19 protein-coding genes are annotated in these 20,573 nt (G+C 66.8%); 12 read left to right on the top strand and 7 right to left on the bottom strand.

Going from position 1 to position 20,573, the window contains the following annotated elements:
• Position 1: 1 nt before the first annotated feature.
• The 4 genes from ABZX61_RS47870 to ABZX61_RS47855 all read right to left on the bottom strand — a co-directional run bounded on the left by ABZX61_RS47870 (position 2) and on the right by ABZX61_RS47855 (position 3,153).
• Positions 2 to 880, bottom strand: a complete 879-nt coding sequence (locus ABZX61_RS47870) for a hypothetical protein (protein WP_355205164.1) — start codon at positions 878 to 880, stop codon at positions 2 to 4.
• A gap of 46 nt (positions 881 to 926) precedes the next feature.
• A complete protein-coding gene (locus ABZX61_RS47865; protein ID WP_355205161.1) occupies positions 927 to 1,355 on the bottom strand; it encodes a type II toxin-antitoxin system VapC family toxin in 429 nt (142 codons plus the stop codon).
• A complete protein-coding gene (locus ABZX61_RS47860; RefSeq protein WP_355205158.1) occupies positions 1,342 to 1,620 on the bottom strand; it encodes a hypothetical protein in 279 nt (92 codons plus the stop codon). Before ABZX61_RS47860 ends, ABZX61_RS47865 begins: the two co-directional genes overlap by 14 nt.
• Before the next feature lie 96 nt (positions 1,621 to 1,716).
• Positions 1,717 to 3,153: an acetyl-CoA synthetase gene (locus ABZX61_RS47855; protein WP_355205155.1), complete on the bottom strand. Its 1,437-nt coding sequence runs from the start codon at positions 3,151 to 3,153 to the stop codon at positions 1,717 to 1,719.
• Between the two features lie 283 nt (positions 3,154 to 3,436).
• Between ABZX61_RS47855 and ABZX61_RS47850 the strand changes: the two genes are divergently transcribed.
• From ABZX61_RS47850 to ABZX61_RS47820, 7 genes are all read left to right on the top strand, one after another.
• Positions 3,437 to 4,558 (top strand): serine protease, encoded by a 1,122-nt coding sequence (locus ABZX61_RS47850; protein ID WP_350729320.1) that lies wholly within the window; start codon positions 3,437 to 3,439, stop codon positions 4,556 to 4,558.
• 280 nt (positions 4,559 to 4,838) lie between these two features.
• The gene (locus ABZX61_RS47845) at positions 4,839 to 5,960 is read left to right on the top strand and encodes a trypsin-like serine protease (RefSeq protein WP_355205152.1); all 1,122 of its coding nucleotides are present in this window, start codon (positions 4,839 to 4,841) and stop codon (positions 5,958 to 5,960) included.
• A 197-nt stretch (positions 5,961 to 6,157) separates the two neighbouring features.
• Complete coding sequence (locus tag ABZX61_RS47840) at positions 6,158 to 7,324, top strand: hypothetical protein (protein ID WP_355205149.1); 1,167 nt, start codon at positions 6,158 to 6,160, stop codon at positions 7,322 to 7,324.
• A gap of 132 nt (positions 7,325 to 7,456) precedes the next feature.
• Positions 7,457 to 7,858 carry a transposase gene (locus ABZX61_RS47835; RefSeq protein ID WP_350729315.1) on the top strand — a complete coding sequence of 134 codons (402 nt, stop codon included), beginning with the start codon at positions 7,457 to 7,459 and terminating at the stop codon, positions 7,856 to 7,858.
• A 572-nt stretch (positions 7,859 to 8,430) separates the two neighbouring features.
• The gene (locus tag ABZX61_RS47830) at positions 8,431 to 9,960 is read left to right on the top strand and encodes a hypothetical protein (RefSeq protein ID WP_355205147.1); all 1,530 of its coding nucleotides are present in this window, start codon (positions 8,431 to 8,433) and stop codon (positions 9,958 to 9,960) included.
• 435 nt (positions 9,961 to 10,395) lie between these two features.
• A complete protein-coding gene (locus ABZX61_RS47825) occupies positions 10,396 to 11,931 on the top strand; it encodes a hypothetical protein (RefSeq protein ID WP_355205145.1) in 1,536 nt (511 codons plus the stop codon).
• Between the two features lie 174 nt (positions 11,932 to 12,105).
• Positions 12,106 to 13,593, top strand: coding sequence for a hypothetical protein (locus ABZX61_RS47820; protein WP_355205143.1), 1,488 nt, complete (start codon positions 12,106 to 12,108; stop codon positions 13,591 to 13,593).
• A 65-nt stretch (positions 13,594 to 13,658) separates the two neighbouring features.
• On the opposite strand, the gene ABZX61_RS47815 is transcribed toward ABZX61_RS47820, so the two are convergent.
• Positions 13,659 to 15,017 carry a hypothetical protein gene (locus ABZX61_RS47815; protein WP_355205140.1) on the bottom strand — a complete coding sequence of 453 codons (1,359 nt, stop codon included), beginning with the start codon at positions 15,015 to 15,017 and terminating at the stop codon, positions 13,659 to 13,661.
• Between the two features lie 156 nt (positions 15,018 to 15,173).
• Complete coding sequence (locus ABZX61_RS47810; RefSeq protein ID WP_355205138.1) at positions 15,174 to 16,370, bottom strand: NADP-dependent malic enzyme; 1,197 nt, start codon at positions 16,368 to 16,370, stop codon at positions 15,174 to 15,176.
• Positions 16,371 to 16,648: 278 nt separating this feature from the next.
• On the opposite strand from ABZX61_RS47810, the gene ABZX61_RS47805 reads away from it, so the two are divergent.
• The 4 genes from ABZX61_RS47805 to ABZX61_RS47790 all read left to right on the top strand — a co-directional run bounded on the left by ABZX61_RS47805 (position 16,649) and on the right by ABZX61_RS47790 (position 19,722).
• Entirely contained in the window at positions 16,649 to 17,506 is an 858-nt protein-coding gene (locus ABZX61_RS47805) for an ABC transporter substrate-binding protein (protein ID WP_355205135.1), read from the top strand.
• Positions 17,507 to 17,509: 3 nt separating this feature from the next.
• On the top strand, positions 17,510 to 18,337 hold the full coding sequence (locus tag ABZX61_RS47800) for an amino acid ABC transporter permease (RefSeq protein WP_355205132.1): 828 nt from the start codon (positions 17,510 to 17,512) through the stop codon (positions 18,335 to 18,337).
• On the top strand, positions 18,334 to 19,077 hold the full coding sequence (locus ABZX61_RS47795) for an amino acid ABC transporter ATP-binding protein (protein ID WP_355205129.1): 744 nt from the start codon (positions 18,334 to 18,336) through the stop codon (positions 19,075 to 19,077). The genes ABZX61_RS47800 and ABZX61_RS47795 overlap by 4 nt, the downstream gene beginning before the upstream one ends.
• A gap of 219 nt (positions 19,078 to 19,296) precedes the next feature.
• Positions 19,297 to 19,722, top strand: coding sequence for a CGNR zinc finger domain-containing protein (locus tag ABZX61_RS47790; protein ID WP_355205127.1), 426 nt, complete (start codon positions 19,297 to 19,299; stop codon positions 19,720 to 19,722).
• Here the strand turns inward: ABZX61_RS47790 and ABZX61_RS47785 are convergent.
• Complete coding sequence (locus ABZX61_RS47785; protein WP_355205124.1) at positions 19,719 to 20,012, bottom strand: S24 family peptidase; 294 nt, start codon at positions 20,010 to 20,012, stop codon at positions 19,719 to 19,721. The genes ABZX61_RS47790 and ABZX61_RS47785 overlap by 4 nt on opposite strands.
• 89 nt (positions 20,013 to 20,101) lie before the next feature.
• Between ABZX61_RS47785 and sodN the strand changes: the two genes are divergently transcribed.
• Entirely contained in the window at positions 20,102 to 20,503 is a 402-nt protein-coding gene (gene sodN / locus ABZX61_RS47780) for a superoxide dismutase, Ni (protein WP_355205121.1), read from the top strand.
• The last annotated feature ends 70 nt before the right edge of the window (positions 20,504 to 20,573 follow it).

The raw sequence follows: 20,573 nt of genomic DNA, 5'->3' as shown, positions 1-20,573 counted from the left end.
CCTACTTCAGCGTGATCCGAATCCCTTCCAAGGCCCGCTTCCTGAACGACTGTGGCCCCGTGACGGCGACCAGCACGTCGCCCCGGCACACCGAGCCGGCCGACCGCCCGCGCCCCACGATCACACTCGGCATCCCGGCCTTCTTCTTGCAGCCGGGCGTGGGCGCCAGCACGACCATCTCCCCCGCGCCGCCGCCGAACCACAGCTGCGGCCCCAGCGGCTGCCCCTGCGCCGTCTCCCCCGGCCTGGCCAGCCGCACGGGCGACTTGGCCGACAGCACGAGGTAGCCGTCCTTCGTCTCCCTGCCCTTCAGCCCCCGCGCGAGGGCCACCCGCTGGTCGAACGTCAGCCCCTGCCCCCGGTCGTACATCGCCAGCCGCCACCGCCCGAACGCGAACAGCAGCACCTGCCCGTAGTAACCGCTGCCCGCCCGGCGGGGCCAGAGGGTGACGTTGGGCGCGTAGTTCCTGATCGGCCGGCCACCCACGGTCACCTCGAACTCACCGTTGTACGGGGCGGACAACTGCCGATACTGCCCGTCGATCCAGACCCCCTGGTAGGGCCGCGACCCCATGGCGGCAAGACCGAGCTCGGCCGGGTATCGCACCTCGGCCCGCACCCCGTGCGGGAACACCACCTCCATGACCTCCTCACCGCCCTTGGCCGCGGGCCGGACGGTGAGGGCGTTGGGGGCGCTGTCAATCTTGGTGAGGGACCTGATGGGCTCGGAGGTCGGCCCTGCCGGCGGCGCAGGCTCGGGATCCCGGCTGATGAGCAGGCTGACGACGGGGATCAGGACGAGCGCGAGCACCACCACCAGCCCGACCCACCGGCGGCGACCGCGCTCGCCTACCTCGATGACATCGAACCGGTCAACCACGACGGTTCCTAGCCGAGTAGTGCGGGCTTGCGCCCTTTCATCCAGTTCAGTTGAGCGGCGACCGCCAGCGCAAGCCCTGGAACCTGGCGAAATCCTTGTCGCAGGTCACAAATTCACAACCGTGCTCAATGGCGAGTGCGGCGAGATAGGCGTCGGGGACGAGGTTGCCGGTGGCGCCCGACTGACGGCACAGCTTGACGAAGATCTCCCAGTGTCTCGAGTCGGGGGCGACCACCGACGCCTGCGGCTGGTTGCGGTAGGTGCCGACGAAGGTCAGCGCGCGCCCCACGTCGTCGGGGTCCTTGTAGACGCGCCGGTTGGTCACCATCCGGACGAAGCCGTTGACGACGAAGTCGCTCACGGCGTAGCTGGAGTCGCCGTTGACCATCCCGTCCACGAAGTCATGGCATTGATCGTGGTCGGAGGACTCCCGCCGGAAGGCGTTGATGAGGACGTTGGTGTCAACCAGCAACATTGGGCAACTCCGGGAAACGCTCCTCGTCGTCGAGATCCCAGGCGATGTGCTCCAGCTTCTCGCCGGCGTCGAGCCGCTCCTGGACCCACGGCTGGAATCCAGCCTTGCTGCTGGAAGTGATCAACTCCACCCGCGGCCGTTCGGCCAGCTCCGTGGAGCGGTTGAGCAGTTGCCTCAAGGCATCCTCCATCACCGAGTTGAGACTGCGTCCGTTACGTGCCGCGTACGCCTTCGCCTCGTTGAGGAGCGTCTCGTCGATGCGCACCGTTGTCCTCCGCATGACTCCAGCGTCCGCCGCTGACATCAAAATGTCAACTCCGTATAGTAGTCGTACGGTCACGGTCTTTGCATCAACTTTGAGTCACCACGCCGCCACGTTGACCTTCCCGTCAGAAGACACCCGCACCACCTGCCCCACCAGCTCCCGCGACTCCGCGTCCGCCAGCAGCCCGGCCTCCTCCACCACCGCATAGGCCCGCCCGCCCGGCACCTCCACCACCAGCACCCCTCGTTCGGCGGCACCGTCGCGCCCGTGCGCCACCGTGTACCCCGCCACCACCCCCTCCCCCGCGCAGGCCCCCACCAGAGGCACCTCCTCGGCCATGAACACCGGCGCGGCGCTCCCCAGCCGCCCTCCCGGCTCGCTGGACCACACCGCATATGTGTGCTTGGTCAGATGCATCCCCACCCCGCTCACCAGCCCGTGCCCGGACTGGGCCCGCAGCAGCCCCGCCATGGTCGCCGTGGAGTGCAGGACGTAGTCGCTGGCCGGCCCGCCCGCGTACGGCAGCCCGCCGGTGACCGTGAGCCCGCGCCGGTCCAGGGGATCGAGCCCGATCGCGTCACACGCCTGCCGCAGCGCCACCGCGAAACAGCTGTACAGGTCGAGCGCGTGCATGTCGCCGAGCCCGAGCCCGGACCGCCGGAAAGCGGCCTCCGCCACGTGCGCGATGGCCCGGGAAGACCCGAGTTCGGGCCGCGCGGCCACCTCCCAGGTGTCCTCCCCGTACGCCCACCCGCGCAGGTAGACCCGCCCCTCCGCCGACACCCCGAGCCGGTCGGCCAGCCGCGAGCTGGCCAGGATGACGGCCGCCGCCTGGTCCACCTCCAGCACGGCCACCGTGTCCCTGGTGTAGGGCCAGCCGACGAAGCGGTCGCCCGTCGCGAGCTCGTCGGGGGTGCGGACGGTCCGGCGCCAGGCGTACGGGTTCGCGGCGGCCACCTCGGTCATGGGGGCCATCAGGCGACCCCTGTCGCGCATCTCCTCCGCGATCGTGAGCCCGGACGCCGCCCGCCGCGCCGTCTCCATGATCGCGTAGGTGTGCACCGGCATGAAGAGCCCGTGGGCCAGCGCGTAGGGGTGCGGCGGGCGCTCCCACCCGTACGGGGGCTTGGGCACGGCGGGGTGGCTCCACGGGACGCGCTCGCCCGCCCGCCGGTACGCCCGGCGCGTCGCCAGCGCCTCGGCCCCCGTGACCAGCGCGGAGTCGAGGTCGCCCGCCGCGATCCTGGCCGCCGCCTCGCCGATGAGCAGCTGCGGGGCCGTACCGCTGACCTTGGAGTACGCACGGTGCCGCGGCGTCGCCCCGAGGCGCTCGGCGAGGCGGCCGACCGGCGAGTCGTACTGCCACGAGTCGGTGTGGACGATCTGGATCGAGTCCAGCCGCTCGACGGGGAGCCGGGCGTCCTCGGCGGCCGCGCGCGCCGTCTCCTCCCATAGATCGAGCGGTTCCGGGCCGGGCTGCTCGCGAATGGTGCGTTGTGCGATGCCGATGAGACAGGGGGTGCGAGGATCCATGAATCCATCTAACCAGAACAAGATTCGGTTGATAAGGAGTGGCATTTGATAATGCCTGTTACCGCTGTTGCGCGAGACAAAAAACGGGCGGCGCGACCTGCGGGGATGCCAATCATGAATACATGCGGTTTCGCTATTTCTATAACGGAATGGAACCGGGCCATGCTTTTTCGCGTCGTTTCATGGCCATCCCCTTGCGCCATTCATTAGCGTTCCGATCGTTTTCCTGGCCCACCGGGGCGCAGTACCCCGCTCTGGGCCGCCGAAAGCCGAAAGGAGCTCCATGTTTTCCCGAGCAAGGCGCATCGCGTTCCCGCTCGCCGGCCTGATGGCCGTCGGGCTGGCCGCGGGCATGGTCGGCGGCACCCCGGCCAACGCCCAAGCACCCTCCGACGTCGTGTCCCAGAACTCCGCCACACCCGCCGAGCAGGCGGTCCAGTTCTGGACCCCCGACCGCGTCAAGCTGGCCACCGACTACGACGCCGGCCTCGACCTGACCTCCAAGGGCGTCAAGGGCAGCAACGACGCACCTGACGGCCCTCCGGGATCCGTCCCGCCGATCGGTGAGGAGAAGACGAAGGCCAAGAAGAGCAAGCACGTCAATCTGCCCAACACGGTCGGCCGCGTGTTCTTCACGCTGCCCAAGGCCGACCCGCGCGACCCGAGAAGCTGGCGGTACTGCTCGGCCAGCTCGGTTCAGGGCAAGTACCGCAACCTCGTGGCGACCTCGGCCCACTGCGTCTACGACACCAGCAAGAACACCTTCTACGACAACTGGATCTTCATTCCGTCGTACTGGGACGGCAACAATGTCTGGGAGGGCAAGGCGCCCTACGGCATTTACGCCGCCAAGACGTTCAACGCGCACGACGACTTCGTGGTGAAGGAGGACTACGACTTCGACTACGCGTTCGTCAACGTCTACAACGGCATCAAGGTCAACTGGGAGAAGGTCGGCAACCGCTGGCAGTGGACGGTCAAGAACGTCGGCCGACTCGGTGACAACGTCGGCGGCCAGGGCTTCACCTGGAACAGGAGCACGAAGCTGGACGTGTTCTCGTTCGGATACCCGGCGGGCGAGCACCCCGACGGCGACAAGCCGTACACCGGCCGCACGATGAAGTTCTGCTTCGGCAAGACCCGGCCGATGCCCGAGGCCAGGAAGTACAACCTGCAGGAGCACATCGGCTTCAAGTGCTCCTTCACCGCCGGCGCGAGCGGCGGGCCGTTCATCTACAACTACAAGAGCGCGTCGCGCACCGGCTACCTGGTCGGCGTCAACAGCGTCGCGTGGGACACCGACGCCAACGACCGCTACGACTACATCTCGTCCCCGTACTTCAACACCGACACGTACAAGGTCTACAAGGCCGCGGCCAACCGCTGGACCGGCAACTTCCGCTGATCGAGGTGGCTTCCGAGGCCCCGGTTCCCCTGGGAACCGGGGTCTTCCACTGAGGCGTACATCACTGGAACGGGCACGGAATGAGTGGAATTCAACAAGCGCCTACACCCACTCCGACCTGCGGAAACGCCCCTTACCAATGATCATTTAGAGATCTGTCTGACGATGTCCTTATAGTGCACAGAGCACTCTTGATCAGGTAACGAATCTCTATCCTGGCTGCAATACCACCAGTACATCTGGAAAAATCCACCCTTACGACCCCAAGAAAGGTTAATTCATGATCCCCCGGGCCAGGCACTTGGTGGCGGCTGCGCTCAGCAGCGCGCTGCTGATGGCGCCTGCCTTCACGGGGATCGCGAACGCCGCGCTCGACAGCAACGCCGCGCTCGACAGCAGGGTCTTCGCCGTCTCGCTGGCCAAGACCGCGGTGGACGTCAAGCGGGTCGCCGACTACTGGACACCCGACCAGCTCAAGCAGGCCGACAGCTACAGCCCCGCGACGCCCGGCACCCAGGCCGCCACCCCGGCGCCGTCGACCTCCGCGCAGGCCTCCAACCCCGCCACGCAGGCCGCGACCACCGTCACGCGGGCCGTCGCCGCGCAGGCCGTGTCGCCCGTGCTGCCGCGCAAGGGCTCGGTCGCCAGGACCATGGGCAAGGTCTTCTTCCGGTTCGGGGACAAGGAGTACTGGTGCTCCGCCAGTGCGGTCGCCGCCAGGAACCGCAGCGTCGTCGCGACGGCCGGGCACTGCGCGTACGACCCACGGCAGGCCAAGGCCGCCGACTACTGGATCTTCGTCCCCAACCCCGGGCCCAACGGCGAGACGCCCGACGGCATCTACGTGGGCTCCTCGATCAGCATTCACGAGGACTGGTCGGGCAAGGGCGACTACGACTTCGACTACGCGTTCGTGACCGTGCACCGCGGCTTCAAGTGGGAGGCCAAGGACGGCCGCTACGTCATGAGGGACGTGGGCCGACTCCAGGACAACGTGGGCGGCCAGGGCATCGAGCTGAACAAGAAGCCGACCACGTACACGGTGGCCGCGTTCGGCTACCCGGCGGGCGCGCAGCCCGACGGCACCCGCCCGTTCGACGGCAAGCGCCTGGAGATGTGCAAGGAAGGCCCCACCCGCTGGACCTCCGCCGTCAGCCTCGACCTGCAGAAGGGCGTGCAGCTGCTCAACTGCGACTTCAGCCCGGGCGCGAGCGGCGGTCCATGGCTGATCGGCTTCAACAAGGACCGCTGGACCGGCTACCTCAACGGCGTCAACAGCCTGACCTGGAACAGAGACGCGAAGGGCTGGTACGACGCGGTGTCGTCCCCGTACTTCGACACCACCGCCGGAGCGGTCTACCGACGCGCCGCCGCGCAGACCACTCCGCCAAATGTGACCTAAATCACTGCAACCGTCCGGTCACTGCTGGTGATCAGCGCATCCTTTGTCTCAGCAAGGTCACGACGCCCTGTTGGAGCGCTGACATGATCTACCCGAAATTCACATGAGCATTGTCAAACCGGTAAGTTCCGGGCTGTCCGTTTGCTGAGTTATGGAGGTGCACCAGGCGCCTCATGTCAGCGCAACCTGGAGTTACCTTGAAGCGAATCCTGCTGCCCGCCGGCGGTGCCGTCCTCGCGACCGGCCTGCTCGCCGTAGGTCTGACCGGTACGGCCCAGGCCGACGGCGACGTCTCCCACGACCCGATGGCCAACAACACCGCCGAGGCCGCCTCGGTCGCCTCCTTCTGGCTCGCCTCGAACGGAGCCGCGCTCCGGCAGGCGACCCAGTACACCTGGGACGCGAACGACGTCCGGAAGGTCGTCTCCAAGGGCGGCTACAGCCCCGACGGCAAGCCCGGCACCACGGCGCCGACCGGCGAGACGAAGTCGAGCGGCGCCAAGGCCCAGAACGTGAACATCCCCAAGACCATCGGCAAGGTCTTCTTCGTCGACGGCTCCGGCAAGTTCCGCTGGTGCTCGGCCACCTCCATCCAGTCGAACTACCGCAACCTGGTCTCCACGGCCGGCCACTGCGTCTACGACACGGACAGCAACAAGGCGCTCCTCGACAACTGGGTCTTCGTCCCCGGCTACTACCAGGGCAAGACCCCGTGGGGCATCTACGTGGGCAAGCAGGCCTTCACCCACTACGACTTCGACACGTACGAGGACTGGGACCGCGACTACGCGTTCGTCACCGTCTACAACGGCATCCAGTTCAACGGCGTGAAGCAGGTGGACCGCAAGGACTACCAGAGCTTCACCGGCCCGAAGCGCGCGTGGGGCGGCCACTACTACATCCTGCTGTCCAAGGACGCCGGTCGCCTCGGCGACAACGTCGGCGGCCAGGGCTTCTCCTGGAACCAGCCCACCGGCAAGCCGGTCCGCGCCTTCGGCTACCCGGCCGCTCCGCACCCGGACGGCAACAAGCCGTACAGCGGCGTCACGCCGAAGAACTGCTACGGCACGACCACCGCCAAGGCGGTCGGCGCCTCCTGGCTCAAGATCGAGGAGCACATCGGCCTCAAGTGCGCCGTGACCCCCGGTTACGACGGCGGCCCCTGGCTCCAGAACTACAGCAACGGCAAGCGTCTCGGTTACGTGAACGGTGTGACGAGCACCTTCGCCGACCAGGACGGTAACGACCGCGTCGACTACATCACCTCGCCCTACTTCGACGGCGAGACGGCCGCGGTGTACAACGCGGCCAAGAACGTGTGGTCCGGCAAGATCGTCGGCCCGAACGGCGAGCTGTACAAGTAAGCCCTTCCAGGGGATAGGCGAGGGTCTCGGTATTCCGAGGCCCTCGCCTCATCTTTTGTCGGGGTACTTCCGAAGACGAAGATCTTTTTTGGATCTGCTGACACAGAGTGTTTACCTTGTCACGATGAGCACATGCATCGTGGCGATCTGACGAACGCCGAATGGGAACGGCTGGCATCGCTGCTACCCCCCGGCGACACGCTTGGAGACCGGTGGGACGAGCACCGGATGATGATCAATGGGGCGCTCTACCAAGCCAGGACCGGTCTGCGATGGCGTCATCTGCCCGGGCGGTTCGGCTGCTGGGTGACCATCTACCGGCACCACCGCCACTGGACGGCCGACGGCACCTGGCGACGACTGCTGAGAGCGATCGAGACCGCCCAGGACGACACGACCACCGATGACGGCGCCGCACCGCCACAACGCCCCGTGCCGGCCCACCACCCGCGGCACGAAGCCCTCGCCCGCGATCCGGTGCTGCTGAGCCTGCGCACCCACCTGGCGGCAGTCGTCCGGCAGAGGGACATCTAAGTCACACCTGGCGAACCGCCCCGTTCGCCCTTCCTCCGACGGCCGAGGAGCACCCCTCCAGCTCCTCGCCCGCCATCACGCACACTGAGGCGGCCAAGGGCGCCTCAGTCCAAATAGGCCAGGCGCGGGGGTGTCTCCCCTACGACGCCACGCCTGGCGCTCCACAGCCGTCCTCGCCGCCCCCTCCCCCGGCGAGGACGGCTTCTTTTCGGCCTCTATAACCCGAACCTGAAGATCACCTGTGAGGATTGGAGCGAGTTAGACGGATTAGGCGCCAATCCGGTTCCTGTGATCTGGGTCACGTTTTGTCGGCTACGTTATGTGGCGAACAGCTAACGGCACACGGGTCCCATCTGCCACAACCCGTCCATACCCAGCGAAAACGTAACTATCCAATCACCGCGCGCGAAGATCTCTGACTGATAACAGCACGGTAACGGCGGTAGGAGCGCCTACCGGATCGTCCAAACCGGGTTCCACCTGCGGAGATCACCACGCTATGTTCCTTGCTATCCCTTTACTGACGCATGGGACGCATGTTGCGACCCACGACAGAGCAAGGAGCAGTTCCCTTGAAGCGCATCCTCATCCCCGCCGGTGGCGCCATCATGGCTACCGGCCTTCTGGCTGCCGGCCTGGCCGGCACCGCCCAGGCCGCCAGCGACGTCGCCAGTGACCCGATGGCGGCGAGCGCGGCGAACGCCAAGGCCATTGCCGAGTTCTGGGCCGACAACAACGGTGCCGCCCTCCGGGCCGCCAAGGAGTCGAACGTCTGGGACAAGGGCGACATCGCCAAGCTCCAGAGCAAGGGCGGCTACAGCGCCGACACCAAGCCCGGCTCGACGGCTCCGATCGGCCAGGAAAAGAAGACGACCGTCAAGGTCCAGAACGTCAACATGCCGAAGACCATCGGCAAGGTGTTCTTCGTCAACAGCAAGGGCGAGAAGAAGTGGTGCTCCGCCACTTCGATCCAGTCCCAGTACCGCAACCTGGTCGCCACGGCCGGTCACTGCGTGTACGACACGGCGACCAACTCGGACGTCATGTCCAAGTGGGTCTTCGTCCCCGGTTACTACCAGGGCAAGTCCCCCTGGGGCATCTACGTGGGTAAGCAGGCCTTCACCCACTACGACTTCGACGTGTACGAGGACTGGGACCGCGACTACGCGTTCGTCACCGTGTACAACGGTGTCCAGCTCGGCAGTGGCACGCCCAAGCAGGTCTCCAAGGCCGACTGGGACAAGTACACCGGCATCAAGGACGCCAAGGACGTCGAGATCAGCCGCGAGGAGTTCCGTAAGGGCAAGCTCGACCCCACCTCGACCGAGGCGTACTGGGTGAAGAGGGGCACGGCGCCTGAGGCGACCGGCCCTGACTACCCGGGTGCCGTGGTCGGCAAGGTCGAGGTCGCCGAGGACGCCTACAAGGCTGCCAAGGTCGGCAAGGGCAACGGCTTCAAGTTCGGTGAGCCCGTCACGGAGATCGTGACGGACAGCGAAGCCGCCGCCTACCAGGAGAACCAGAAGAAGGACGCGGCGAAGTACCCGGCCAAGGTCGTCAAGGACGCCCGCGGCAACTGGACGATCACGCACTACTACGTCCAGCAGTGGTACAAGGCCGGCTCCGAGACGAAGTTCTACAAGACCGTCTTCTTCATCGTCGAGGGCTTCGCCAAGGACGCGGGCCGTCTCGGTGACAACGTCGGCGGCCAGGGCTTCGCCTGGAACCAGCCCACCGGTAAGCCCGTCCGCGTGTTCGGCTACCCGGCCGCTCCGCACCCCGACGGCAACAAGAACTACACCGGCGTGACTCCGAAGTGGTGCTACGGCAACACCACGAAGAAGCTGGTCGGTTCGGCTGCCAAGAAGATCGAGGAGCACGTGGCCCTCAAGTGCGCCTTCACCGAGGGCGCCGACGGTGGTCCGTGGCTGTACAAGTACAGCAACTCCAAGCGTCTCGGTTACCTGAACGGTGTCGTGAGCACCTTCAACGACCAGGACGGCAACGGTCGCGTGGACTACATCTCCTCGCCGTACTTCGACGGTGAGACCAACGTGGTCTACAAGGCCGCTGCGGTCGCGTGGTCCGGCAAGATTGTCTAAGGTGACGGACAGCGACCGGTCTTAGACCGTTCGTATAACCGTTTCCTGCGAAGGGCCCGGCATCCTGCCGGGCCCTTCGGCGTTCCCGCCAAAAGTGAAGGGCCGTTGGACGCATGGGGCGCCCAGACGGTGCCATCAATCCAATGTGATCTGCATCACATAGCCTCTTCGACCGCGATCGAACGGACACTCGGACCCCGCGAACCGCACTGACAACTCTCTTATGTTGATCAGGGCAAACGGTCCCGAAGCAAGCTTTCCTCGACTCCTGCGCATCAGCCGTTTAAACATCACAGAACGGTCACGCCCGTCTTGTCGCCTCTTTTCCTGTCAAAGCGGCTACCCGCGAGCAAGATCCACACTGTATGTTCCTGGCTATCCCTTTACTGACGCATGGGACGCAAGAGGCGTTCCACGACAGCGCAAGGAGTTTCCATGAAGCGCATCCTCCTCCCGGCCGGTGGCGCCATTCTGGCCACTGGTCTGCTGGCTGCTGGTCTGGCTGGCACCGCCCAGGCTCAGGCCGACAACACCGTCGCTAGCGACCCGCTCGCCAAGACGGCGGCCCAGGCGGCCGAGACCCTGGACTTCTGGACCAAGTCCAACAACGCGGCCCTCAAGGGCGCCGTGGCGTTCACGCCCGACGCGCTCGAGGTCTCGAAGATCTCCTCCAAGGGTGGGTATACGAACGACACCAAGCCGGGGTCGACCGCTCCCATCGGCGAGGAGAAGAAGACCACCGTCAAGGTTCAGAACGTGAACCTGCCGAAGACCATCGGTAAGGTTTTCTTCGAGGGCCGCGACGGCAAGCTGTACTGGTGCTCCGGTACCTCGATCCAGTCGCAGTACCGCAACCTGGTCGCCACGGCCGGTCACTGCGTGTACGACCTGGCTGCGAACGACGAGGTCGTGTCCCGCTGGGTCTTCGTCCCCGGTTACTACCAGGGCAAGGCTCCTTGGGGCGTGTACGTGGGTAAGCAGGCCTTCACCCACTACGACTTCGACGTGTACGAGGACCTCGACCGCGACTACGCCTTCGTCACCGTCTACGACGGCATCGGCGGCACGCTCAACAAGCCCAAGCTGGTCGACTGGACCGCTTACAAGGCTTACACGGGCGAGAAGTTCGTCAAGGACGTCACGGTCACCGAGGACGAGTACAAGAAGGGCAAGCTCGACCCGAAGACCACGGAGTACTACGACGTGGACCCGGGCAAGGCCGACGAGGCCTCTGGCCCGGACTACCCCGGCGCCGTGGTTGACCGTTTCGAGGTCAGCAAGGCTGTCTACGACGCTGCTGCGGTCGGCAAGGGCCAGGGTTACAAGTTCGGCGAGCCCATCGTCGAGAACGTGACCTACCAGGAGGCCTACAAGTACTTCCAGGACAAGAAGGCGAACCCTGGCAAGTTCCCGGCCGATGTGAAGCTGGACGAGAAGGGCAACTCCACCCTCACGCACTACTACGTGCAGAAGTGGTACAAGCAGGGTAACGTCGCCCGCTACGTCCGTCTCGAGCCGTACATCGTGGTCCACGAGGTCAAGAGCGTTGGTCGCCTCGGCGACAACGTTGGCGGCCAGGGCTTCGCGTGGAACCAGCCGCGTGGCAAGTACGTCCGGACCTTCGGTTACCCGCAGGGCGCTCACCCCGACGGCAACAAGCCCTTCACCGGTGTCACGCCGAAGTGGTGCTACGGCAAGACCGCCACCAACTACGTCGTGGTGCCGAAGTACAAGGTCGAGGAGCAGGTCGGTCTGAAGTGCACCGTGACCGGTGGCTACGACGGCGGCCCGTGGCTGTACAAGTACAGCAACGCCAAGCGTCTCGGCTACGTCAACGGTGTCACCAGCCTCATCGCTGACACCGACGGCAACAACCGGTACGACACGATCACGTCGCCGTACTTCGACGGTGAGACCAACGTCGTCTACAAGGCCGCTGCGGCTGCGTGGAGCGGCAAGCTCATCCCGTAGTTCGCTGCGGATCGGAACGAAGACTTGTTCGTCGTTCTTTAGCAATACCGAAGGGCTCGGCATCCTGCCGGGCCCTTCGGCCTTTTTGCTGAGAAATCTGGCAACCACCCTTACCAGGGTGACTAAAGGGTCGATAGTGTCTTTACACCCTTTTTGACAACTGTGGAGCCTCCCTTGAAGCGCCTGCTCATCCCCCTAGCCGCCGCCTGCCTGAGTGCCGCCGCCCTCGCCGTCCCAGCCACCGCCGCACCGAGCTGGGCCACCGACAATCTCGCGCCCAAGCCGGCCGACGCGTACGGCGACGCCTTCTTCTGGCTCGACTCCAACGGAGCCGCCCTGCGCAAGGCCACCCAGTACAACCTGGACGCCAAGAACGTCTCCAAGCTGGTGTCGACGGGCAGCAACGGCGCCCCTGACGGCAAGCCGGGCATGACCGGACCGACCACCGCCCCCAAGGCGACGGTGTCCAAGAACATCAACCTGCCCAAGACCATCGGCAAGGTGTTCTTCCTCGACAAGTCCGGCCAGTACCGCTGGTGCTCGGCCACGTCCATCCAGTCCAGGAACCGCAACCTGGTCGCCACCGCGGGCCACTGCGTCTTCGCGAACGGCAAGGACGACGTCTACGACAAGTGGATCTTCGTGCCCGGCTACTACCAGGGCAAGGCCCCCTTCGGGGTCTACGTCGGCGCCTACGCCTTCACGGCGTACGACCTGGACACCTACGACGACTACGACGGCGACTTCGCGTTCGTCGCGGTGCACAACGGATTCTCGCTGGCCGGCGAGAAGGAAGTCTCTCGCAACGACTTCAAGGCGTGGGCCGGCGACAAGTGGGTCAAGCCGCGTGAGATCAGCTCCGTGGAGTTCCTCAAGTGCCAGCTGACCCTCGGCGACTGCTGGTCGGAGGGCGAGGACAAGCCGACCGACCTCGTGGGCCCCGACTACCCCGGCGCCGTCCTGGAGAAGGTCGAAGTCAGCGAGTCCGCGTACAAGGACGCGAAGGTGGGCAAGGGCCAGGGCTTCAAGTTCGGCGAGCCCATCGTGGAGCAGGTCACCAAGCCTCAGCAGGACGCCTACCAGGGCCCCGGGGTCAAGGGCACCGACAAGCTGGGCAACTACATCATCACCCACTACTACACGCAGAAGTGGGTCAAGCCCGGCACGTCGCGTAAGTACTACGAGGCCCACTACATCCTCGGGATCGCCAAGGACATGGGCCGGCTCGGTGACGTCGTCGGCGGGCAGGGTGTGGCCTGGAACCAGCCCCTCGGCCAGCCGGTGACCGTCTTCGGCTACCCCTCGGCCCCGCACCCCGACGGCGACCGCCCGTTCACCGGCGTGACGCCGAAGTGGTGCTCCGGCAAGACCGCCACCAAGAGCTACCAGGTCAACACGTTCAAGGTCGAGACGCACCAGTTGCTCAAGTGCTCCATGACCCCCGGCGCCGACGGCGGCCCCTGGCTCATGAAGTACGACAACAACAAGCGCACCGGCTACGTCAACGGCGTGACCAGCCTGTTCCACGACAACGACGGCAACGGCCGGGTCGACTACATCAGCTCGGCGATCTTCGACGGTGAGGTGGCCGACGTGTACAACAAGGCCAACTACGCGGAGACCAAGAAGATCGTCGGCCCGAACGGCGAGCTTCTCCAGTAGACGGCAGCACGTAGACGGCAACACGAAGGACGGCCCGGGTGACAAGCACCCGGGCCGTTTTTGCGTCATACCGACGTGAGCTCCCGCGTCCGTTCGCGCAGCGCCAGCACGGCCCGCTCGTTCTTGTACGGCTCCAACCGCCGCCGCAGGTCGGCCGCGTACGACCGCGACCGGGTCGACTGCAGCTCCCCCGCCAGCGCGAAAGCGGTGCCCGCGACCGAGCACGCCTCCTCCAGTTCCCCGCACTGCAGCAGCCCGGCGGCCAGCAGCGACAGGTTGAACATCCGTCCGCGGACGTAGCGGGAGTCCATGTCGAGCGAGCGCCGGGCCTGTCGCACGGCCCGCTCCCCCTCCCCCAGGTCACGGAAGCAGTGGGCGAACTTCGCCGACAGGTAGGCCTCGTCGAAGTAGCTGAGCCAGACCGGCTCGTCGTCGGGCTTACGGGCGTCGAAGGCGGACTCCGCCTCGTGCAGGGAGACCCCGCAGGAGCGGGCGTCGCCCAGGCCGGCGTGGGCGTGGGCCTCCAGGACGTGCGCGGAGGCGAGGAGCGTGTGCACACCGGCGCGGCGGGCCGCCATCTGGGCGGAGCGGGCCAGGTCGAGGGCGTGGGAGGGCTGGCCCATGTAGATGGCCTGGTGGGCCATGCCGGCCAGGATCTCGCCGCCCAGGGTGTGGTCGTCGGCGCTCCTGGCCAGGCGGAGCGCCTGGATGAGGTAGCGCTGGGCGAGACCGTGCTGCTCCATGTCGTACGCCATCCAGCCGGCCAGGCGGGTCAGCTCGGCGGCCGCGGCGGCCAGGCGGCGGCCGGTGGACTCGCCGTACAGGCCGTCCTTGAGCAGTGGCGAGACGGCGGTGTCCAGATATTTGACCACGGACGAGCGGACCCGGCCGCTGCCGAAACGGTTGTCGAGCTCACCGAACGATCGGGTGACCTCATGGATGGCGGCGATGTCGGCGCGGCCCACCCGACGCCCGCCCGTGCCGCTCAGCTGTCCCCCGGGTGGGGACGTCAGCCAGCGGATGGCTCCCACGGAGCCCGCTCCTATCGCGAAGGTCGAGTCGATCAGGAACCTCCGCCTCTCCACGTCGGCCCGCCATAGCGCAGTCACGGTCGCGACCCCCTCCTGCCACGTGTGCGTGAACTCCTGACCGAGATCGAGGGGTGTGAGGATCGCCGGCATGCCCAGGTCCTCCGAGGTAACCGGTCGGCCCAGCCGCATCGCGAAGATCTCCGCGAGCAGGTAGGGCACCGGGTCACGTGGCCTCTGACCACCGATCCAGCGCAACACGGAGCTGTGGTCGTATTTGAGGCCCGGAGTGCCACGGGCGGCTCCCCAATCGTTCAGGCACCTGGCCAGTCCTTTGTGGGAGAAGCCCGCTTCTGCGATGAGCTGCTGAAGCAGTCGGTTCGGCTCGCGTTCCATCGCTCTCCTCGTCACAGGAGTTGGGCGCCCACACCTTACAGAGAGCTACTGTTATAGCACCTTGAGTAAAGGTTTCAGGGCGGTTCTCAAAGAGACCACCAACTCCACGACGAAACGGGGGCCTCCCTGATCCAAGGAGGCCCCCGTACGAAGAGGTCAGACGCGGGCGACGCCGTCCGCGCGGGCCTGGGCCGCGACCGCGGCGGTCACGGCGGGCGCGACGCGCTCGTCGAACGGGCTCGGGATGACGTACGTCGCCGAGAGGTCGTCGCCGACGACGCCGGCCAGCGCGTTGGCGGCGGCCACCTTCATGTTCTCGGTGATGGCGGACGCGCGCACGTCGAGGGCGCCCCTGAAGACGCCGGGGAAGGCCAGCACGTTGTTGATCTGGTTGGGGAAGTCGGAGCGGCCGGTGGCCACGACCTTGGCGTGCCGGGCGGCCACCTCGGGGTGGACCTCGGGGGTGGGGTTGGACAGGGCGAAGACGATGGCGTCGGGCGCCATGGAGGCGATGGCCGCCTCGGACACGGTCGACCCGGACAGCCCGACGAACACGTCGGCGCCCGCCAGCGCGTCCTCCGTCGAGCCGGTGTGGCCGGCGCGGTTGGTGTCGCGCGCGAGGGCCTCCTTGACGGGGTTGAGCCCCTCGCGGCCCGCGTAGATCATGCCCTTGGAGTCGGCGACCGCGATGTCGCCGATGCCCGCCTCCAGGAGGATGCGGGAGACCGCGACGCCGGACGCGCCCGCGCCGGCCACGACGGCGCGCAGGTCGCCGAGCGAGCGCCCGGTCAGGCGGGCGGCGTTCTGGAGCGCGGCGAGCACCACGATGGCGGTGCCGTGCTGGTCGTCGTGGAAGACGGGGATGTCGAGCAGCTCCCGGAGCCGGTCCTCGACCTCGAAGCAGCGCGGGGCGCTGATGTCCTCGAGGTTGATGCCGCCGAACGACGGCGCGAGGCGCACGACGGTCTCGACGAGCGCGTCGACGTCGGTGCAGTCGAGGCAGATGGGGACGGCGTCGACGTTCGCGAACTGCTTGAACAGCAGCGCCTTGCCCTCCATGACCGGCATGGCGGCCGAGGGGCCGATGTCGCCCAGGCCGAGCACGGCGGTGCCGTCGGAGACGACGGCCACCACGTTGGAGACCCAGGTGTAGTCGTTGACCAGCGCGGGCGTCTCGGCGATGGCGGTGCAGACCCGGGCGACGCCGGGCGTGTAGGCGAGGGAGAGATCGTCCGCGTCGCGGACGGGAACGGTGGAGCGGACCTCGAGCTTGCCTCCGCGGTGCAGCGCGAAGGCCGGATCGAGATCGAGTTGCTCGACGGGAACGGAAGCAGAAGCGGGCGTGACAGCCACAGCGACCCCTGTAGTCATCGGGAGCGGAAGAAACCTTCGGCGGGCGAGCGCGAGCGGGCTGGCCTCGGTAGCTGCCAGAATCCCCTCGTCGGTCGTCTCAGAGGGGTACGGGGGTCACCCGTCTCCCTATCGTGCCACATGGTGAGATGGACTCGGTGTCAGTGCCGACGCCGTTCCGTTGACGCATCGTTAAATGTCTGATGGCTGACCGGTGCAAAACCCCATTTAAACTGCACAAAACGCAAGTTTCCTGGCTTTTCACATCGAGGAGGCCGTACATGGCCCTCAGCCCCAAGGGCCGCCGTGGCTATGCCGCCGGCGCGCTCGTGTTGACCGCCGCCCTGGCGCTGACCGCGTGCGGGAGCGGTGGCAACAGCTCGAGCTCCGCCACGACCGGCGCGAGCACCTCCGCGGCCGGCGGTGTTCAGCTGGTGCAGCCTGGCAAGCTCACAGTCTGTACGAACATCCCGTACGAGCCGTTCCAGTTCAAGGACGCGAGCGGCAAGATCGTCGGTTTCGACGTCGACATCGTCGACCTTGTCGCGAAGAAGCTGGGCGTGACCCAGGAGATCGTGGACATCGACTTCGCGGTGATCAAGAGCGGTGCCGCCATGGCGGCCAAGAAGTGCGACCTGGCCGCCGCCGGCATGACGATCACGCCGGAGCGCAAGGCGAACATCGACTTCTCCGACCCGTACTTCGACGCCACCCAGGCGCTGCTCGCCAAGAAGGGCACCGGGGCGACGTCGCTGGCCGACGTCAAGGCCAAGAACCTCAAGCTGGGCGCCCAGGCCAGCACCACGGGCCTCGACTACGTCAAGAAGCAGGGTTTCGACCCGACCGAGTACGCCGACTCCGCCAAGGAGCTGCTGGCCCTGCAGGCCGGCCAGGCCGACGTGATCGTCCAGGACCTCCCCGTGGTCCTCACCTGGCTCAAGAAGCCGGAGGTCGCCGCGAAGTTCGAGCTGATCGGCAGCCTGGACACCGGCGAGCAGTACGGCCTCGGCCTGAAGAAGAACGCCGACCCGGTGCTGCTCAAGACGATCAATGAAGAGATCGCCAAGGCCAAGCAAGACGGCACCTACGAGAAGATCTACGTGAAGTGGTTCGGCAAGAAGCCCGGCGAGCTGGGCTGATCCATGGCCGACCAGCCGAAGACGGCTGAGCCCGCGCGCGCCGGGCTCAGCCCTCGGAAGAAGCAGCAGATCAGCCGCGGCATCCAGTATGCCGTCCTGGTCGTCGTGCTCGGCCTCCTCGTCCTGTACGCGGACTGGGGCAGCCTCGCCCAGAACTTCGCCAAGCCCGACGTGGCGAAGGAGACGCTGCCGGAACTGTTCACCATCGCGCTGCGCAACACGGTCATCTACACGGTCACCGGATTCGTCCTCGCCTTCGTTGTGGGACTGCTGCTCGCGCTCATGCGGCTGTCGCCGGTCCGGCCCTACCGGTGGATCGCGATCGTCTACATCGAGATCTTCCGTGGCCTGCCCGCGCTGCTGATCTTCATCATGATCACCTTCTTGCCACTGGCGCTGCCGGGCTTCGAGGTGCCTTTCGGCACATACGGCCAGGTCGCCCTCGGGCTCGGTGCGATCGGCGCGGCCTACCAGGCGGAGGTGTTCCGCGCGGGGCTGCAGGCCGTGCCCAAGGGGCAGGTCGAGGCCGCAAGATCGCTGGGCATGTCCGCCACCCGCGCCCAGTTCACCGTGGTGATCCCGCAGGCCCTCCGCATGGTCATCCCGCCGACCACCAACCAGTTCGTGGCCCTGCTCAAGGACTCCTCGCTGGTGCTGTTCCTCGGCGTGTCCAGCGAGTATGTCGAGCTCGCCAAGTTCGGCAACGACCTGGCCTCCCAGCACTCCAACGCCACGCCCATCATGGTCTCCGGTCTGACGTACCTGATCGTCACGATCCCGCTGGGATATCTGGCGACCCGGCTGGAAGGACGCAAGGGGAGGAACCGATGACGCACGCGATCGAGCTCGCGGACCTGCACAAGTACTTCGGCAACAACGAGGTGCTCAAGGGCATCCGCATGACCGTCGACCCCGGCCAGGTGGTCTGCGTCATCGGGCCGTCGGGCTCCGGCAAGTCCACCCTGCTGCGCTGCGTGAACCTGCTGGAGGTGCCCACCAAGGGCAAGGTGTTCGTGGAGGGCGTCGAGCTCACCGACCCCGATGTGGACATCGACGCCGTACGCCGCCGCATCGGCATGGTCTTCCAGCAGTTCAACCTGTTCCCGCACATGACCGCGCTGCAGAACGTGATGATCGCCCAGCAGCGGGTGCTGAAGCGGGGCAAGAAAGAAGCCGAGGTCGTCGCCAGGGAGAACCTGGACAAGGTCGGCGTCGGCGCCAAGTGCGACGCCTACCCGGCGCAGCTCTCGGGCGGCCAGCAGCAGCGGGTGGCGATCGCCCGGGCGCTGGCCATGAACCCGGACCTGATGCTGTTCGACGAGCCCACCTCGGCGCTCGACCCCGAGCTCGTGGGAGACGTGCTCACCGTCATGCGGAAGCTGGCGGAGGAGGGCATGACCATGCTGGTGGTCACCCATGAGATGGGGTTCGCGCGGCAGGTGGCCGACCGGGTGGTGTTCATGGACGGCGGCGTGATCGTCGAGGACGGCGAGCCGGCGCAGGTGATCGGCGACCCGCAGCAGGAACGCACACGCGCCTTCCTCCACCGGGTCCTGCACCCCGAGGAGTAGGCCCGGCAGGCACGGCGGGGCGCATCCGCCCGTACCACCGTACGGAGCGCCCCGCCCACCGGACTCAGCGCCCCATGTACGCCTCGAAGCGCTGCCCCAGGGCCCTCTTTACCCGCCGGCGCGCACGGCCCCTGAAACGCCTTCTCAGCCGCGCCTGACCGCACTCCCCGCCGGAAGACCCGGCCCCGATCGGCGTGGCCCGTGATGTAATACACCCGCATGGACCTCACCTCTTACGCCGAGTGGGCCGTCCGGCTGGTCAACGATCCCGACCCGCCGCCGGAGCTGAGGCCGCTGCGCGACGAGCTGGCCGCCGCCTTCGACGAGGCCGACGACGAACGGGCCGTGGCCGCGCGGCTCAACGCCCTGCTCGTGCGCTATCCCGTACGCCCCCAGCTCACCGACCACGACGGCGGGGGCTGGCACCTCCACCTGGCCGAGGACTCCGCCGCCTGCGCCGTGATGGGCCTGGCCGCGGTCGTGGCGGAGCTGGGCGCGGACCGGCTCGGCCGGTGCCAGGAGCCGCGCTGCGGCAAGGCGTTCCTCGACACCTCGTCCAACCGTTCGCGCCGCTACTGCTCCTCCCGCTGCGCCAGCCGCGCGAACGTCGCCGCCTTCCGCGCCCGCCGGCGCAACGGCTCCTAACGCCGCCGCAGGAGGGGCCAGTAACGCAGCACGACCCGTCCGACGATGTCGTGGACCGGCCCGAAGTCCCAGCTGTCACGCCGCCCGCTGGCCCGCTGGTTGTCGCTCTCCAGCCACCATCCGTCCTGTCCGTGCCACTGCGCCCGTTTCACGATGAGCTGCTCGGGATCACCGGGAAGTCTCGCCACCACGAGATCTCCCGGGTGCACGGTGGCGCCCCGGCGTACGAGGAGCCAGTCCCCGGGAACCAGCGCGGGGCGCATCGAATCGCCCTCGACACGCACTCTCATGGGCAATGACCCCCTACTCCGCAGGCGTTGGGACCCGAGTAAGGTCGGTTGTGGACCAAGCTGATTCAGCATCAAGGAAGGACTTTCTGATGCTCGCACGACTGCTACGACCCAAGCATGTCGCTTCCGCACACTGCGACCTGCCCTGCGGGGTCTACGACCCCGCTCAGGCCCGCATCGAGGCCGAGTCGGTCAAGGCGATCATGGAAAAGTACGCGGCCAACGAGGACGCGGTCTTCCGCGCCCGCGCGCTGTCCATCAAGGAGGACCGGGCCGAGCTGGTCAAGCACCACCTGTGGGTGCTCTGGACCGACTACTTCAAGCCGCCGCACCTGGAGCAGTACCCTCAGCTTCACCAGCTCTTCTGGGACGCCACCAAGCTCGCGGGCGCCGCCGGCGCCAAGGGCACGGTCGACGTCGCCAAGGCCGAGGACCTGCTGGGCAAGATCGACGAGATCTCCAAGATCTTCTGGGAGACCAAGGCCGCCTAAAACGGCACATAAGGCTCTGTACGGCAGCAGCCGTACAGAGCCTTTTCCGTTGATGGCGAGTCTGAATCGT

This window comes from Nonomuraea sp. NPDC003709 (assembly GCF_040610775.1).
In the GTDB taxonomy this organism is placed as follows: Bacteria; Actinomycetota; Actinomycetes; order Streptosporangiales; family Streptosporangiaceae; genus Nonomuraea; species Nonomuraea angiospora_A.
Note: the sequence above shows the minus strand (reverse complement) of the source record. Positions and strands in the feature narration are given on the sequence as shown.

Excerpts from the sequence above, each read along its gene's own strand:
- ABZX61_RS47865 (WP_355205161.1), bottom strand. The coding sequence starts at position 1,355 with ATGTTGCTGGTTGACACCAACGTCCTCATCAACGCCTTCCGGCGGGAG.
- ABZX61_RS47855 (WP_355205155.1), bottom strand. The coding sequence starts at position 3,153 with ATGGATCCTCGCACCCCCTGTCTCATCGGCATCGCACAACGCACCATT.
- ABZX61_RS47850 (WP_350729320.1), top strand. The coding sequence starts at position 3,437 with ATGTTTTCCCGAGCAAGGCGCATCGCGTTCCCGCTCGCCGGCCTGATG.
- ABZX61_RS47845 (WP_355205152.1), top strand. The coding sequence starts at position 4,839 with ATGATCCCCCGGGCCAGGCACTTGGTGGCGGCTGCGCTCAGCAGCGCG.
- ABZX61_RS47835 (WP_350729315.1), top strand. The coding sequence starts at position 7,457 with ATGCATCGTGGCGATCTGACGAACGCCGAATGGGAACGGCTGGCATCG.
- ABZX61_RS47825 (WP_355205145.1), top strand. The coding sequence starts at position 10,396 with ATGAAGCGCATCCTCCTCCCGGCCGGTGGCGCCATTCTGGCCACTGGT.
- ABZX61_RS47815 (WP_355205140.1), bottom strand. The coding sequence starts at position 15,017 with ATGGAACGCGAGCCGAACCGACTGCTTCAGCAGCTCATCGCAGAAGCG.
- ABZX61_RS47805 (WP_355205135.1), top strand. The coding sequence starts at position 16,649 with ATGGCCCTCAGCCCCAAGGGCCGCCGTGGCTATGCCGCCGGCGCGCTC.
- ABZX61_RS47800 (WP_355205132.1), top strand. The coding sequence starts at position 17,510 with ATGGCCGACCAGCCGAAGACGGCTGAGCCCGCGCGCGCCGGGCTCAGC.
- ABZX61_RS47795 (WP_355205129.1), top strand. The coding sequence starts at position 18,334 with ATGACGCACGCGATCGAGCTCGCGGACCTGCACAAGTACTTCGGCAAC.
- ABZX61_RS47790 (WP_355205127.1), top strand. The coding sequence starts at position 19,297 with ATGGACCTCACCTCTTACGCCGAGTGGGCCGTCCGGCTGGTCAACGAT.
- ABZX61_RS47785 (WP_355205124.1), bottom strand. The coding sequence starts at position 20,012 with ATGAGAGTGCGTGTCGAGGGCGATTCGATGCGCCCCGCGCTGGTTCCC.
- sodN (WP_355205121.1), top strand. The coding sequence starts at position 20,102 with ATGCTCGCACGACTGCTACGACCCAAGCATGTCGCTTCCGCACACTGC.